Source organism: Aeromonas crassostreae, assembly GCF_054052445.1.
The window spans coordinates 143,354-157,502 of record NZ_JBSTYM010000005.1 but is presented as its reverse complement, the minus strand read 5'-3'; the positions used below and the strand labels follow the sequence as shown (position 1 = coordinate 157,502).

General features: G+C 60.4%; 12 protein-coding genes, 1 tRNA gene and 1 other annotated feature. Of the genes, 10 read left to right on the top strand and 3 right to left on the bottom strand.

Translation table 11 applies throughout. From position 1 onward, the window contains the following. The first annotated feature begins 23 nt into the window (after nucleotides 1–23). Nucleotides 24–98 (top strand) — tRNA-Gly (locus ACW5W4_RS05975). 145 nt (nucleotides 99–243) lie between these two features. Here the strand turns inward: ACW5W4_RS05975 and arcA are convergent. Continuing rightward, a complete protein-coding gene (arcA, locus tag ACW5W4_RS05970; RefSeq protein WP_041999962.1) occupies nucleotides 244–963 on the bottom strand; it encodes a two-component system response regulator ArcA in 720 nt (239 codons plus the stop codon). A gap of 385 nt (nucleotides 964–1,348) precedes the next feature. Here arcA and ACW5W4_RS05965 point away from each other — a divergent pair, with 385 nt between their 5' ends. Both ACW5W4_RS05965 and ACW5W4_RS05960 read left to right on the top strand, forming a co-directional pair. Then, a complete protein-coding gene (locus ACW5W4_RS05965; protein WP_456688740.1) occupies nucleotides 1,349–1,750 on the top strand; it encodes a DUF3293 domain-containing protein in 402 nt (133 codons plus the stop codon). Nucleotides 1,751–1,881: 131 nt separating this feature from the next. Next, entirely contained in the window at nucleotides 1,882–2,361 is a 480-nt protein-coding gene (locus ACW5W4_RS05960; protein ID WP_456688739.1) for a putative 4-hydroxy-4-methyl-2-oxoglutarate aldolase, read from the top strand. A gap of 3 nt (nucleotides 2,362–2,364) precedes the next feature. On the opposite strand, the gene ACW5W4_RS05955 is transcribed toward ACW5W4_RS05960, so the two are convergent. Further along, a complete protein-coding gene (locus ACW5W4_RS05955) occupies nucleotides 2,365–2,844 on the bottom strand; it encodes a hypothetical protein (RefSeq protein WP_456688738.1) in 480 nt (159 codons plus the stop codon). 156 nt (nucleotides 2,845–3,000) lie between these two features. Here ACW5W4_RS05955 and ACW5W4_RS05950 point away from each other — a divergent pair, with 156 nt between their 5' ends. Next, nucleotides 3,001–3,396 (top strand): META domain-containing protein, encoded by a 396-nt coding sequence (locus ACW5W4_RS05950; RefSeq protein WP_456688737.1) that lies wholly within the window; start codon nucleotides 3,001–3,003, stop codon nucleotides 3,394–3,396. Between the two features lie 131 nt (nucleotides 3,397–3,527). Here ACW5W4_RS05950 and aceK read toward each other — a convergent pair whose 3' ends face one another. Continuing rightward, nucleotides 3,528–5,300 carry a bifunctional isocitrate dehydrogenase kinase/phosphatase gene (gene aceK / locus ACW5W4_RS05945; protein WP_456688736.1) on the bottom strand — a complete coding sequence of 591 codons (1,773 nt, stop codon included), beginning with the start codon at nucleotides 5,298–5,300 and terminating at the stop codon, nucleotides 3,528–3,530. A 156-nt stretch (nucleotides 5,301–5,456) separates the two neighbouring features. Here aceK and ACW5W4_RS05940 point away from each other — a divergent pair, with 156 nt between their 5' ends. The 6 genes from ACW5W4_RS05940 to ACW5W4_RS05915 all read left to right on the top strand — a co-directional run bounded on the left by ACW5W4_RS05940 (nucleotide 5,457) and on the right by ACW5W4_RS05915 (nucleotide 12,969). Continuing rightward, entirely contained in the window at nucleotides 5,457–6,152 is a 696-nt protein-coding gene (locus ACW5W4_RS05940; protein WP_456688735.1) for a tRNA/rRNA methyltransferase, read from the top strand. Nucleotides 6,153–6,228: 76 nt separating this feature from the next. Continuing rightward, nucleotides 6,229–6,362 (top strand) — a sequence feature (Thr leader region). Between the two features lie 25 nt (nucleotides 6,363–6,387). Beyond that, nucleotides 6,388–8,847, top strand: a complete 2,460-nt coding sequence (thrA, locus tag ACW5W4_RS05935) for a bifunctional aspartate kinase/homoserine dehydrogenase I (protein ID WP_456688734.1) — start codon at nucleotides 6,388–6,390, stop codon at nucleotides 8,845–8,847. 13 nt (nucleotides 8,848–8,860) lie between these two features. After that, nucleotides 8,861–9,841, top strand: coding sequence for a homoserine kinase (thrB, locus tag ACW5W4_RS05930; protein ID WP_456688790.1), 981 nt, complete (start codon nucleotides 8,861–8,863; stop codon nucleotides 9,839–9,841). Next, complete coding sequence (gene thrC / locus ACW5W4_RS05925; protein WP_456688733.1) at nucleotides 9,838–11,127, top strand: threonine synthase; 1,290 nt, start codon at nucleotides 9,838–9,840, stop codon at nucleotides 11,125–11,127. The genes thrB and thrC overlap by 4 nt, the downstream gene beginning before the upstream one ends. A gap of 282 nt (nucleotides 11,128–11,409) precedes the next feature. Then, nucleotides 11,410–11,811, top strand: coding sequence for a YybH family protein (locus tag ACW5W4_RS05920; protein WP_456688732.1), 402 nt, complete (start codon nucleotides 11,410–11,412; stop codon nucleotides 11,809–11,811). 207 nt (nucleotides 11,812–12,018) lie between these two features. Then, nucleotides 12,019–12,969 carry a transposase gene (locus ACW5W4_RS05915; RefSeq protein ID WP_456688731.1) on the top strand — a complete coding sequence of 317 codons (951 nt, stop codon included), beginning with the start codon at nucleotides 12,019–12,021 and terminating at the stop codon, nucleotides 12,967–12,969. Nucleotides 12,970–14,149: the final 1,180 nt, after the last annotated feature.

The window sequence follows — 14,149 nt, the reverse complement described above, 5'->3', positions numbered from 1 at the left end:
TGCACCCTCATCTCTGATGCCAGGCGGGCATCGTATAATGGCTATTACCTCAGCCTTCCAAGCTGATGATGCGGGTTCGATTCCCGCTGCCCGCTCCAGCTTTCATGCAAAAGCCCACTCCTGCGAGTGGGCTTTTTGTTATCTGGCTGCCGGGCCTGAGCCGCGAGCGGTGATCCGTCTTGCCTCGCGCCCGGGCAGCAAAAAGGCGCCCGGGTGGCGCCTCTTCCTTATCCGTCTGCTCGCTTATTCCTGCTCGAGCTCGCCGCAGAAGCGATAGCCTTCGCCATGGATGGTGGCGATGATCTCGGGGGTATCCCCCACGCTCTCGAAGTGCTTGCGGATGCGGCGTATGGTCACGTCCACGGTTCTGTCATGGGGCTTGAGCTCACGCCCTGTCATCTTCTTGAGCAGCTCGGCACGGGTCTGGATCTGGCCCGGGTTTTCGCAAAAGTGCAGCATGGCGCGAAACTCGGAGCGGGGCAGCTTGAACATGTCGCCGGTCGGGCTGACCAGGGCCCGGCTGTTGATGTCCAGCGCCCAGCCGTTGAACAGGTAGCGTTCGACCTGCTTCTTGTCTTCGCCACCGGGCAGCACATTCATGGTGCGGCTCAGCAGATTGCGGGCCCGTATGGTCAGCTCGCGGGGGTTGAACGGCTTGGTAATATAGTCGTCAGCACCAATTTCCAGCCCCAGGATCTTGTCCACCTCATTATCCCGACCGGTCAGGAACATCAGGGCAATGTTGTCATCCTCGCGCAATTCGCGCGCCAGCAGCAGGCCATTCTTGCCCGGCAGGTTGATGTCCATGATCACCAGATTGATGGTATGGCTGGTCAGGGCCTGGTGCATCTCGTCGCCATTGTTGGCTTCCAGCACGACGTAGCCTTCGGCTTCGAAGATGCTTTTGAGGGTATTGCGGGTAACCAGCTCGTCTTCGACGATCAGAATATGTGGTGTTTGCATGAGTTTTCCCAGATTCTTATCAGTTAATTAGCTAAATTTTAACACTTTGGCGTTACCCGAGCCGTCTAGGACGGAGCCTGAAAATTTATTACGTCATCCTGGGTATGAGCTTAGGATCGGGTAATCACGAATTTGGTATCAATGCTGGCCAACATCCCTGCGCCATCTGAAGGCTCTCAACCCTGGCGGGAGAGAGAAGCCGGAAAAGTAGTCCATTACGTAAAGTGGCCGCATTTTATCAGTTAACAGGCGCATAACAACAGTCTTTGCTGTCAGATAGCAACTTTTTAACTCTGGTTTGATATAGGTCAAACCCTGACCTGGCAGCATAATAGTGGGGCTGGACCCGCTTTTCGCCACTTATTTATGTAATGAAATGTAACATATGATTGACATGATTTTGTGGGAAAACTACAGAAATATCTGCTTTGTCGCCCCGTTTTCCGCCCCGACCTGGCCCGGTTACACCATTCTGACCGCCTGCAACCCCGCCAGTCGGGCGGTGGGGGAGAGGCGCAATGAGCGGCGCACCCGGGCCCTGCTGCGTGCCGTCGCCGGGTGGGAGCATCGCTTTCCGATCCTGGCCGGTGACCCCGAGATGTACTGGCAGGAGTGGTCACTGGCCCTGGCATGCTCCGCCGAGGAGGGGTATGCCCTGGCGGCGCGTTTCGGCCAAAATGCCCTCTATCGGGTTGAACAGGGTCAACTCTGGTTGAAGCCCGTCTTGCTGGGAGGGCCCGTCGTCTGTCTGGGGGAGATAACCTCATTCTGGCGGCAGGGGGCGTGACAGCGCCAAGGGGGATGGCGGGACTCTGTGCGAGCAGGAGTTTGCTGCGAAAGAAGGACTCGTTCAAGGTTGTCCATCCCCGCGCTTGATGGAACAATGAGCAACATCATATCCAAGGAGAGGAGTGAATCATGCTGGACCTGCTGCCGGATCTTTGCGACGAGCATGGCGATGCCTTGCAAGTGGCTGATCCCCTGTTTCAACACTTTGGCGCCAACGCCATCTTCTATGGCGAGGCGGTGACCCTCTCCTGCTTCGAGGACAACAGCCTGGTGCGTGATCTGGTGGCCAGGCCCGGCCATGGCCGCGTCATGGTCATCGATGGCGGTGGTTCGGTGCGGCGCGCCTTGCTCGGGGATCAGCTCGCCATCAAGGCGGTCGAATCCGGTTGGGCCGGGTGCATCATTCATGGCGCCGTGCGGGATGTGGGCACCCTCAACACACTGGCGCTCGGCATCAAGGCGCTGGCGGCCTGTCCGGTCAAAACCGAGAAACGCGGCATGGGAACGGAAGGGGCCGTCCTGCATTTTGCCGGGGTCACCATATCGCCTGGGGATTTCGTCTATGCCGATCTCAATGGCGTCGTGGTCAGTGCCAGCCGCCTCATCTGATAATCAGAAATGAAAACCCATGCCGATGCTCAGCGACTGCTCGGCCGTGAGGGGGCTGATGCCATAGTTGGCGGTCAGCGCCAGGTAGGGGAGCTGCAGGCGGCTGCTGAGTTCGAGCTGGGTGGTGGCGCTGTCCAGCTCGCGCTGACTGAGCTGGCTGCCGACATGGATCTGCGGATTGAGCTGGTAACGTAATCCTGAGGCCAGGTTGAAGCCGGCCTTGCGGGTATCGCCCGAGCCGGCCGGCCCCCCTTCCATGAAGAGGGTGACATCATCCATGATGTTGTACTGGTAACCCGTGTTGATAAGCCAGGTATCGAAGGGGTCTGCTCTGCCATCTCCTCTTGGGTCTTGCAGTATGCCCGAATAGCTCCTCAGATAGACTTCCCCCTCACCGGGATCCTGGTCGAACCAATCCCAGTCGGCGGCGATGCAGTTGAGGCTACAGGTAGATAACAGCAGACAGATGAGTGAGTTAGCCATTCATTCCCCCTCCATGGGTCCCGAACAGGATCACAAGCATGGCACATGCCAGCATGCTGTAAAGGGACTCATTCAAAATTGAAGGGGTTTGCTTTGCGCGTTCAGCATGGTAAACAGAGCCGTCCATTTTATTGCACACAACCGAGAGGGGATCCCATGAACAAGAATCTGATGCTGCTGGCCGCCCTGGCCCTGGGAGGCTGCGCCATGACATCCGGCTCCAACACGGCACAACTGCAGGCACACCCTTGGCAGCTGCAAGGGGCCGATGGCGATGGCTTTACCCTGCAGGTAGCCGAGGGCAAGGTCGCCGGCAAGGGCGGGTGCAACCGCTACTTTGGCGGGATCACCCAGCTCGACGAGCAGACCCTGACCCTGACGGGCATGGGGGCAACCCGCATGATGTGCCCGGGGGATCTGATGGCCAAGGAGGGGGATTATTTCCAGAAGCTGAGCCAGGTTGCCAGCTACCAGGTCAGCGCCAATCAGCTGGTGCTCAAGGATGCGAGCCAGGCGATCCTGCTCACCTTCGAGGCCAAACCGGCCCAGTGACACGCCGTGGCGGGTCAGAGTCTGTCGCGTCCGCCACCCGACCTGACGCCTTCATGACTCTGGGCTGACAGGGCTGGCTTTGGCCAGAGCAAAAGAGAGGGGCGCCGCGGCGCCCCTCTGCAGTTTCGGGCTCAGGGCTTGGCCGCCTGCGCCCTGAATGGATCTTCCGTTGGCTCTGCCTCTCCTTGCTGGTAGCGAAAGCGCTTCTTGCGCCGATAGGGGTAGACATCCTCGAACATCCCCTCCTTGATATTGCTCTGCAGCATCTTCCAGTAGTTGGCATCGAACAGCTCCTTGTGCAGCGCCATCATGATGCTTCTCACCTGGGGCTTTTGCAGCAGGAAGGTAGCGAACTCTTCGGGGAAGATGTCGTTGGGGGCCACCGAGTACCAGGGCTCGGCGCTGAGTTCATCTTCCGGGTAGCGTGGCGGCGGGATCTGGCGAAAGTTGCACTCCGTCATGTAGCAGATCTCGTCATAGTCGTAGAAGACCACCCGGCCGTGACGGGTCACCCCGAAATTTTTGAACAGCATGTCGCCGGGGAAGATGTTGGCCGCCGCCAGCTGGCGGATGGCGTTGCCGTACTCCTCAAGTGCCAGCCGGGTTTGCTGCTCGTCCGCCTGATCCAGATAGAGGTTGAGCGGGATCATCTTGCGCTCAGTGTAGAGGTGCTTGATCACCAGCTTGTCGGCGGTGAGGGTCAGCGCCGAGGGGGCAACCCGTTGCAGCTCGTCCAGCAGCTCGGGGGAGATCCTCTCCAGGGGAAACTCGAAGTTGGTGAACTCCTGGGTGTCGGCCATGCGGCCGACCCTGTCGTGCTGTTTGACCAGGCGGTACTTCGCCTTGACCTGCTCGTGACTCACATCCTTGGGCGGGGTGAACTCGTCCTTGATCACCTTGAATACCACGTCGTAGGAGGGGAGGGTGAACACGCTCATCACCATCCCCTTGATACCGGGGGCGATGACGAAGCTATCCCGGCTCATGGCCAGATGCTGGCGGTAATGGCGATAGAACTCCGTCTTGCCGTGCTTCTGGCAGCCGATGGTGTTGTAGAGTTCATAGTCCGGCTTGTGGGGCAGGATCTGGCGCAAAAAGGCGACGACAAGCGCAGGCTCCGGGGCATAGACCATGAAGTAGGCGCGGGCGAAGCCGAATACGATGGAGGCGAGCTCGGGCTCGAAGATGACGGTATCCACATAGATGCTCTGCCCCGTGCTCAGCAGCGGCAGAATGAAGGGAAACACCCGATCCCCGGCCCTGACGAGCCCCACCAGATAGGCCCCCTTGTTGCGATAGAACACCTCGCGCAGCAGCTCCAGGGTGAAGGGGCCCTCGCGCATCTGTGCCGGGCCATGGTCGTGGAGATGGCGGCAGATGTAACCCAGGTCGCGCTCCTTGTCCTCAAAGGGCAGGGTGAAGGGGTAATCGGCAAACAGCTGACGCAGGGTCTGGGGCAAGTCTGCCTGGCTGCTGGGATAAATGCACAGATGGGCCGACAGGTCAGGGTGTTCGCCGCGGCTGTGAAACGGGTGTATGTAGAGATTCTCGTCGCGGATGTTGCGATGGCGGAAAATGCGCCGGTAGACGGAGTTGAAGAAGGACTCCGCCACCTCGAAATTGGCGCAGCCCGGCAGCAGATCGCTGAAGGCGTTCTTGACCTGCTTGAGCAGTGCCTGGGTGGCGAGCTGCTCTCCCATCATGGTGCGGATCAGCGCCGTGGTGGCCCCCACATGATGGTCATACAGCCTGATCCGCTCGCGCCCCGCGAGCTGGACGCCGAGCCAGTCACCGTTCTCGAAGCGGCTCTTGCTGCCCTGGGTTATCTCGAGAAACCGGCTGTAAAATGACTCGAACCGCTGCAGTATGGTCTCCGCCACCGCCTGTTCCAATGTTGTTTCCATTGCCACCTTCCTTGTGGTTGTTCGGCCCCATCTGCCCCTGATTTCACCGACGTTCACGGCCACTATGGCAACATTAAAACGTCTGTTCAAGTGGCATTTTTCGGGGATAAGCGGTAGATTTCGCCCCTTTGCAGCCCTGTCCGCGAGGAAGTACCCATGAAGCTCTATTTTGTCCTGATGGCGCCCGCCCGCCCACAGAATGTCGGGGCGGCCGCCCGCGCCATGAAGACCATGGGCTTTGACGCCATGCGGGTCGTGGCGAGCCGTGTCCATCAGGAGGAGGAGGCGAGCTGGGTCGCCCACGGCGCCCAGGAGATCCTGGCCAATGCCGAGGCGTTCGATACCTTGGCAGAGGCCCTGGCGGACATGGACCTGGTGATCGCCACCACGGCGCGCCAGCGCGGCCGCTACCAGCACTACCTCACCCCGGGGGAGGTGCGCGATCAGATCCGCGCCAAGCCCTCCCTTGAGAGGGTTGCCATCCTGTTTGGCTGCGAGGAGTCGGGCCTCTCCAACGAGCAGCTCGCCCAGGCCGACTTGCTCAGTTACCTGCCCCTCAAGGTGAGTTATCCCTCTTTGAATCTGGGACAGGCGATCATGCTGTATGCCTACGAACTGAGTCCCCTGCTCGATGAACCCGAAGCGGTAGCAGAAAATATTGATAGTAGTGGCCAGGTTCGGGTGCTAAAGAGCAAAACAGCAGAAATACTTGGTGAGCTCGGTGTTTCTCAGGATGAAAAACTGCACAAGTGGGTGATGGACCGGGTGCCCATGCTGCCGCAACGGGATTTGAATATGCTGCATCTGCTCTGCAAAGACCTTGTTCGCCGCTTCGAACGCAAGGAGCAATGAGGTTTAGGTTGACAGCCCAAGGCCCGGCGGGGTATTGCTAAAAGCCAGCTTCGTTCAAGAGTGTTCGTCATGCCGCTATTCAGCAACGTCATCACCACCACCATTATTACCGGTACCACCACAGGTGGGACTGGGGCCGGTTGATGCGCTGACGAACAAGCACAGAAATCAGAAAAAGGCCCGTACCCACCCAGTACGGGCCTTTTTGTTGCGCAGTTTACAGGGAGAGAAAGCAATGAGAGTGTTGAAGTTTGGCGGGTCGTCACTGGCCGATGCAGATCGTTTCTTGCGGGTAGCCGATATCGCGGTCAATACCCATGGTCAGTCCCAGGTGGCCCTGGTGCTGTCGGCCCCGGCCAAGGTGACCAATCACCTGGTGGCCCTGGTGGAGCAGACCAGCCGCGGCATGGATGCCAGCAATACCCTGTTTGAGATCAACGGTATCTTCTCCCGCCTGCTGGCCGGGTTGAAGGCGGCCTATCCGGCGCTGGATGACAAGGCGTTGCAGGCTCGCCTCACTGCCGAACTGGATCGGGTGGAGCGACTGATGCAGGGCATTCGTCTGCTGGGTCAGTGCCCGGACAATGTCCAGGCCCATATCCTGAGCCGGGGAGAGAACCTCTCCATCGCCTTCATGCACGAGCTGTTGCGGGTGCGTGGCCTCGAGCTGGATCTCATCGTGCCGGAGCAGTTGCTGGTGACCGACGGCGGCTACCTCGAAGCCCATGTGGACATCGAAGCCTCCCGGGTGCGCTTCGCCACCAAGGGATTGCGCAGCGATTGCCTCTACCTGATGCCGGGCTTCACCGGCGGCAGCGACAAGGGCGAAACCGTGCTGCTGGGCCGCAACGGCTCCGATTACTCCGCCGCAGTGCTGGCTGCCTGCGTGGACGCCGAATGCTGCGAGATCTGGACCGACGTGGAAGGCTGCTACAACTGCGATCCGCGCCTGGTGCCGGATGCCTACCTGCTCAAAACCCTCTCCTATAAAGAGGCGATGGAGCTCTCCTATTTCGGTGCCAAGGTGCTGCACCCGAAAACCATCGCCCCCGTGGCCCAGTTCCACATTCCCTGCCTCATCAAAAACAGCTTCAATCCCCAGGGGCCGGGTACCCTCATCGGCGCCGAGCAGGGGGATGACGATCTGAAGGTGAAGGCCATCTCGGACTTGTCCGGCATGTGCATGGTCAACGTCTCCGGCCCCGGCATGAAGGGCATGGTGGGCATGGCCGGTCGTATCTTCTCCGCCGTCTCCCGCGCCGGGGTCAGCATAGTGCTGATCACCCAGTCGTCAAGCGAGTACAGCGTCAGCTTCTGTATCCACAGCTATGACTGCGACAAGACCCGCAAGGTGCTGGAGCGCGAGTTCGAGCTGGAATTCAAGAACCAGCTGCTGGACCCGCTCGAGATCATGCAGGATCTCGCCATCATCTCCCTCATCGGCGACGGCATGCGCACGGCCAAGGGGATGGCGGCCCGCTTCTTCACCTCCCTGGCCCAGGCTTCCATCAATATCGTCGCCATCGCGCAAGGGTCGAGCGAGCGTTCCATCTCCGCGGTCGTGCGCTCGGGCAAGGTGGCGGAAGCCATCAAGGCGTGCCACCAGAACTTCTTTGGCAGCCAGCAGTTCATCGATCTCTTCGTGGTCGGCATCGGCGGCGTCGGCGCGGCCCTGGTGGATCAGATCGCCCGCCAGCAGCCCGTGCTCGCCGAGCAGGGCACCGGCCTGCGGGTGGTCGGCATCGCCAACAGCCGCCAGATGGTCGCCAACAAGGATGGCCTGAGCCTCGCCAACTGGCGTGATCAGCTGGCGGAAGCCCAGGGCAGCTTCAGCCTGGAGGCGGTCAAAAAGCTGGTGGAAGAGAGCCACCTCATCAACCCGGTGATCGTCGATTGCACCTCCAGCGAGGCGGTCGCCGTCCAGTACGCCGACTTCCTGGCCGCCGGTTTCCACGTGGTGACCCCGAACAAGAAGGCCAACACAGGGTCGCTGGATTACTACAAGGCGCTGCGCCGCACCGCCCGCCAGACCCGCCGCAAGTTCCTGTATGAAACCAACGTGGGCGCCGGCCTGCCGGTCATCGAGAACCTGCAAAACCTCATCAAGGCCGGTGACAAGCTGCGCGCCTTCGACGGCGTCCTGTCCGGGTCTCTCTCCTTTATCTTCGGCAAGCTGGATGAGGGCATGTCTTTTAGCGACGCCACCGGTATAGCCCGCGGCAACGGCTTCACCGAGCCGGATCCCCGCGACGACTTGAACGGCATGGATGTGGCCCGCAAGCTGCTGATCCTGGCCCGGGAGGCCGGCATGGCGCTGGAGCTCTGTGACGTGGAAGTGGAGCAGGCGCTGCCACCTGGCTTTGATGTCAGTGGCGACGTGGAGTCCTTTATGGCCCGTTTGCCGGAGGCCGACGGCTGGTTCCGCGATCAGTTCGCGGCGGCGCAGCGTGAAGGCAAGGTACTGCGCTATGTGGGCTCCATCGAGGGCGGCAAGTGCAAGGTCGCCATCAAGGCGGTCGGCGCCGACGAGCCCCTGTTCAAGGTGAAAGACGGGGAGAACGCGCTCGCCTTCTTCTCCACCTATTACCAGCCCATCCCCCTGGTGCTGCGCGGCTATGGCGCAGGGACCGAAGTGACTGCCGCCGGTGTCTTCGCCGACGTGCTGCGCACCCAGAACTGGAAGCAGGAGCTGTAACATGAGTTCAGCGATGAACCCGAATGTAGAAGTGGGCGGCAGCGTGGTGGCCTATGCCCCGGCCTCCAGCGCCAACCTGAGCGTGGGCTTCGATGTACTGGGGGCGGCGCTCGCCCCCGTGGATGGCTCCCTGCTGGGGGATCGCGTCCAGGTCAGATCGGCAGAGGTGCCCTTCGCCCTCTCTTGTGTGGGCCGTTACGCCCACAAGTTGCCGGATGACCCGAAAAAGAACATCCTCCATGACTGCTGGCTTGCCTATGGCGAGGCGCTGGAGAAGCGCGGCCTTGGCCTCAAGCCGCTCGAAATGGTGCTGGAGAAGAACCTGCCGGTGGGCTCGGGCCTGGGGTCGAGTGCCTGCAGCGTGGTGGCGGCGCTGGAAGGGCTCAACGCCTTTCACGGCGCCCCCCTCAATGAACACGATATGCTGCTCTTGATGGGGGAGATGGAGGGCAGGATCTCCGGCTCCGTCCACTACGACAACGTGGCCCCCTGTTATCTCGGCGGCATGCAGCTGGTGCTGGAGGAGGGAGGCGTCATCAGCCAGGGCATCCCGGTATTTGACGAGTGGTACTGGGTGGTCTGCTACCCGGGCACAGTGGTCTCCACCGCCGCCGCCCGCGCTATCCTGCCGGCGCAATATCGCCGCCAGGATTGCCTCACCTATGGTCGCCGGCTGGCCGCCTTTGTGCATGCCAGCTACAGCCGCCAGGAAGGGCTGGCCGCCAGCGTCCTGAAAGACGTGATTGCCGAGCCTTATCGCGCGGCGCTCATCGAAGGTTTCAACGAGGTGCGGGCCCAGGGGGCCCAGAACGGGGCCCTGGCCACCGGCATCTCGGGGTCCGGTCCCACCGTGTTCGTGGTGATGAAGGATCTGGCCCAGGCCGAGCGGATGAAAGAGTGGATGGAAGCGCACTTCGTGCGCAATGAAGATGGATTTGCCCGGGTCTGCAAACTGGACATGGCCGGGGCACGGGTAACAGGAAGCGAGCTATGAATCTTTACAACATCAAGGACAAGCGTGAACAGGTGAGCTTCGCGCAGGCGGTGCGTCAGGGGCTGGGCCGCGAGCAGGGTCTGTTTTTCCCCGAACAGCTCGAGCCGCTGGCGGACGTGGATGCCCTGCTGGAGCTGCCGCTGGCCGAGCGCTCGGCGCGCATCCTGAGCCACCTGCTGGGTGACGAAGTACCTGCTGCCAAGGTGAGCGAGCTTATCGACGCCGCCTTTACCTTCCCGGCACCTCTGGTGAAATTGAAAGATGGCACCTATGCCCTGGAGCTGTTCCACGGCCCGACCCTGGCGTTCAAGGACTTCGGCGGCCGCTTCATGGCCCAGTGCCTGGCTGCGTTCAGGACCGTATCTGCCGAAAAGAATGACAAGATCACCATACTCACCGCTACCTCCGGCGACACCGGCGCCGCCGTGGCTCACGCCTTCTATGGCCTGGAGGGGATAGAAGTGGTGATCCTCTACCCGAAAGGCAAGATAAGCCCGCTGCAGGAGGCGCTGTTCTGCACCCTCGGCGGCAACATCCGCACCCTCGCCATCGACGGCGACTTCGATGCCTGCCAGGCGCTGGTCAAGGATGCCTTCGACGATGAGGCGTTGAAACAGGCGATTGGCCTGAACTCCGCCAACTCCATCAATATCAGCCGATTGCTCGCGCAAGTTTGCTACTACTTCGAAGCGCTGGCCCAGCTGCCGAAGGCCCAACGCGCCAAGGCGGTCATCAGCGTGCCGTCCGGCAACTTCGGCAACCTCACCGCGGGTCTCATCGCCAAGGCGCTGGGGCTGCCGGTGAAGCGCTTTATCGCCGCCACCAACGCCAACGACACAGTGCCGCGCTACCTGAAAACCGGCCAGTGGGAGCCACACCAGACGGTCGCGACCCTGTCCAACGCCATGGACGTGAGCCGCCCCAACAACTGGCCGCGCGTAGAGGAGCTTTGCCGCCGCAACGGCTGGGCGCTGGAAACCCTGGGCTCAGGCATGCGTGACGATGCCCAGACTCGGGATGCGTTGCAGCGCCTGCACCAGCTCGATTACCTGTGCGAGCCCCACGGGGCTATTGCCTGGGATCTGCTGAACGAGCAGCTCGCCGAGGACGAAGTAGGGGTCTTCCTCTGCACCGCCCATCCGGCCAAGTTCAAGGAGTCGGTGGACGAGATCCTGGGGCTGGATGTGCCTTTGCCAGCACCGCTTGCCAAGCATGCCGCGCTGCCGCTCCTGTCCCACGAACTGCCCGCAGACTTTGGCCGCCTCAAGGCCTTCCTGCTCGGTTAAGCCGCCATGAGACGCTGACGATCCCCCGCTTTTACCACGAGAGCGGGGGATTTTTTATTTCCGGCATAGGGCGGGCAACCGCCCCGCCAACCACCGAGGAGCAAAGATGCATCCACATCCCCTTCGCACGTTGATCGAGACCGGCGACGCCGCCATCTCCCGGCGCGACTTCAGATTCTAAATTGGGACACCCACCTTTTGCCCTGAAACAAGGAGCACGGCATGAGCCAGAGATTCTAAAGTGGGACACCCACCTTTTTGCCCTGAAACAAGGAGCACGGCATGAGCCAGAATCCCCTTCGCACATTGATCGAGTCCTGTGACGCTGCCATCTCCCGGCGCGACTTCGACGCCCTGATGGCCTTCTACGCCGAGGATGCCGCCCTGGTGGTCAAGCCCGGCATGGTGGCGCGCGGTATTCCCGCCATCCGCCGTGCCTTCACCGCCATCTCCGATTACTTTGACGGCCAGCTTGAGGTAACCCAGGGGGCCATGGAGGTGATCGAGGGGGCCGACAATGCCCTGGTGATCATGGAGACCCGGCTGCGCTACCCCAACGGGCAAGGCGGCCTGGTGGATGAGACTCGCCGCGCCACCTATGTGTTTCGCAAGGAACGAGACGGGCAGTGGCATTGCACCATAGACAACTCCTACGGCACAACGCTGCTGGTGGCTGTCCCATAACCCAGTCCCAAACCCAGGCGGCTCAAAGCCGCCTTACCGAGCCGGAACCCTGGCCTGCTCGCACCCTGCCACTTTTTAATTGGGACACCCATATTTTTGCTCACACCCTGCCAATTTTAATTGGCAATTTTAATTGGGACACCCACCTTTTTGACAGCGGTTTAGTCGTGTACTTGGCTTGAGAGGTTACAGCCCAGGGGGTGAGCCATGACCATTGCCCGTTCACGTCAAATCAGTTTGCAGGATACGCCTTACTACCATGTGGTCAGCCGCTGCGTGCGGCGAGCTTTTCTATGTGGGGAAGATGCCCACTCTGGCCAGAGTTACGAACATCGGCGTCAGTGGGTGGTCGACAAGCTAGGCCAACTGTCGCGACTGTTTGCCATCGGTGTTTGTGCCTATGCGGTGATGAGCAACCACTATCACCTGGTGCTCAAGGTGGAGCCCGACACCGCCGCCAGTTGGAGTGAGCGGGAGGTGGCCGAGCGCTGGGCGGCATTGTTCCAGTGGCCGCTGTTGGTGCGGCGCTGGTATCAGGGGGAATCCCTGATTGAGCCCGAACGGACTGTGGTGCAACAACTGATAGGGCAGTGGCGGGAGCGGCTTCATTCCATCAGCTGGTTTGTGCGGCTGCTCAATGAAACCCTGGCGCGGCAGGCCAATAGGGAAGATGGCTGCAAGGGTCATTTCTGGGAAGGGCGCTTCAAGAGTCAGGCCCTGCTCACCGAATCAGCCCTGCTGGCCTGCATGGCCTACGTTGATCTCAACCCGATACGGGCGGCATTGGCGGACCGACCTGAGGAGAGCGATTACACCAGCATCAAGCAACGCTTTGAGGGAGAGCAACCAGGCGCGCCATTGCCACCTTTGTTGCTGCCATTCGCAAGCCAAGCCCAACCGGAGGGCCTGCCTTATGCCTTTACCGATTATCTAATGCTGGTGGATTGGACTGGTCGCGCGATAAGAGCCGACAAGCGGGGGTATATACCTGCTCACCTGGCTCCTATTCTGGCGCGATTGGGCCTTGATGGTGCCCGTTGGTTGAAACAAGTGACACAGTTCAGACGCCAGGGCATCAGAGTGGTGGGTGACAAAGCCCACTGCCAGCAGTTTGCCTGGCACTGCGGCCAGCGACGATGCCATCAGCCACCTTGTTAATCCGTTAGATCCCGTTTACCTCCTTTGGCATTGGTTTGGTGTCAGGCATTACCACGTCTGAACACGCGGCCCGCCACGTAAAAATCGCTTGCTTGTCCGATCTCTAGCCAGCCGAGTAATGGCTGGCACAGAAAGGTGGGTGTCCTAGGTTTTTCTCTAGCGGGCTCTTGGGGGAAATATGTGTGATGAGAGAGATAGCCAGCCAGGTAATGGCTGGCTCATAAAGGTGGGTGTCCCAAGTTTCTTTCCAGCGACATTCTACCTCCGCTATTGCTGCCATTTGCCAGCCAGGGCAAACTGGATGGCCTGCCCTATGCCTTCATAGACTATCTGAGGCTGGTGGACTGGACAGGACGAGCCATCAGAACCGACAAACGGGGCCAGATTCCTGCTCACCTTGCCCCTATTCTGCAACGGTTAGGTTTGGATGAGGTTCGTTGGCTGAAGCAGGTGATGTTGTTTCGGCGACAAGGCCTCAGAGTAATGGGTGACAGGGAGCATTGCCTGCTATTCGCCCGGCACTGTGGTCAGCGACGATGCCATCAGCCATCCCTTTGAATCGTTAATCCCCCTAGTTTCATACCCCATCCCGACATGTTGTTCTATGTCCAGCTGAGCCGCACCTGAACAAGAGGCTGGTTATGCCACAATGGCCTGCCGGTTCTGACCTCTCACCCCGTCATCCATCAGCACGACCATAGCCAGCTCGGTTAGGCTTTTCCCAAAAAGGTGGGTGTCCCAAATTTACCGTCAGTCAAACCTGACTGGCATTGTTTTTATTGGCTTTTCACAGCGTATTGCGGTGGCCTTGGCCCAGCCCCGCTCTCTTGGCTACGGCAACATACATGGCCCGTCAGCTTCTCCTGAGTTGCAGCCAGCCCCAGCCGGGGTGATCGACCCACAGGGTCATGTGGATGCGACCGAAAGGTGAAAAAGTCGGGAGTGCCCGATTTCCAAATTTATCCCGGATTTTTGTGTCTTTGCCGACAGTTCTGGTTAGGGCTTGCTGAAAAAGGTGGGTGTCCCAAATTTACCCTACAGCTGGGATAGCCCCGCGCTCTTGGTTACGGCAGCATACATGGCCCGTCAGCTTCTCCTGGGTTGCAGTCAGCCCCAGCCGGGGTGATCGACCCACAGGGTCATGTGGATGCGACCGAAAGGCCAGAAAGTCGGGAGTTCC

Coding starts and splice junctions, on each gene's coding strand:
- aceK (WP_456688736.1), bottom strand. CDS start 5,300: ATGGAAACAACATTGGAACAGGCGGTGGCGGAGACCATACTGCAGCGG.
- ACW5W4_RS05920 (WP_456688732.1), top strand. CDS start 11,410: ATGAGCCAGAATCCCCTTCGCACATTGATCGAGTCCTGTGACGCTGCC.
- ACW5W4_RS05915 (WP_456688731.1), top strand. CDS start 12,019: ATGACCATTGCCCGTTCACGTCAAATCAGTTTGCAGGATACGCCTTAC.
- ACW5W4_RS05940 (WP_456688735.1), top strand. CDS start 5,457: ATGAAGCTCTATTTTGTCCTGATGGCGCCCGCCCGCCCACAGAATGTC.
- ACW5W4_RS05950 (WP_456688737.1), top strand. CDS start 3,001: ATGAACAAGAATCTGATGCTGCTGGCCGCCCTGGCCCTGGGAGGCTGC.
- thrA (WP_456688734.1), top strand. CDS start 6,388: ATGAGAGTGTTGAAGTTTGGCGGGTCGTCACTGGCCGATGCAGATCGT.
- ACW5W4_RS05955 (WP_456688738.1), bottom strand. CDS start 2,844: ATGGCTAACTCACTCATCTGTCTGCTGTTATCTACCTGTAGCCTCAAC.
- ACW5W4_RS05965 (WP_456688740.1), top strand. CDS start 1,349: ATGATTGACATGATTTTGTGGGAAAACTACAGAAATATCTGCTTTGTC.
- thrC (WP_456688733.1), top strand. CDS start 9,838: ATGAATCTTTACAACATCAAGGACAAGCGTGAACAGGTGAGCTTCGCG.
- ACW5W4_RS05960 (WP_456688739.1), top strand. CDS start 1,882: ATGCTGGACCTGCTGCCGGATCTTTGCGACGAGCATGGCGATGCCTTG.
- thrB (WP_456688790.1), top strand. CDS start 8,861: ATGAACCCGAATGTAGAAGTGGGCGGCAGCGTGGTGGCCTATGCCCCG.
- arcA (WP_041999962.1), bottom strand. CDS start 963: ATGCAAACACCACATATTCTGATCGTCGAAGACGAGCTGGTTACCCGC.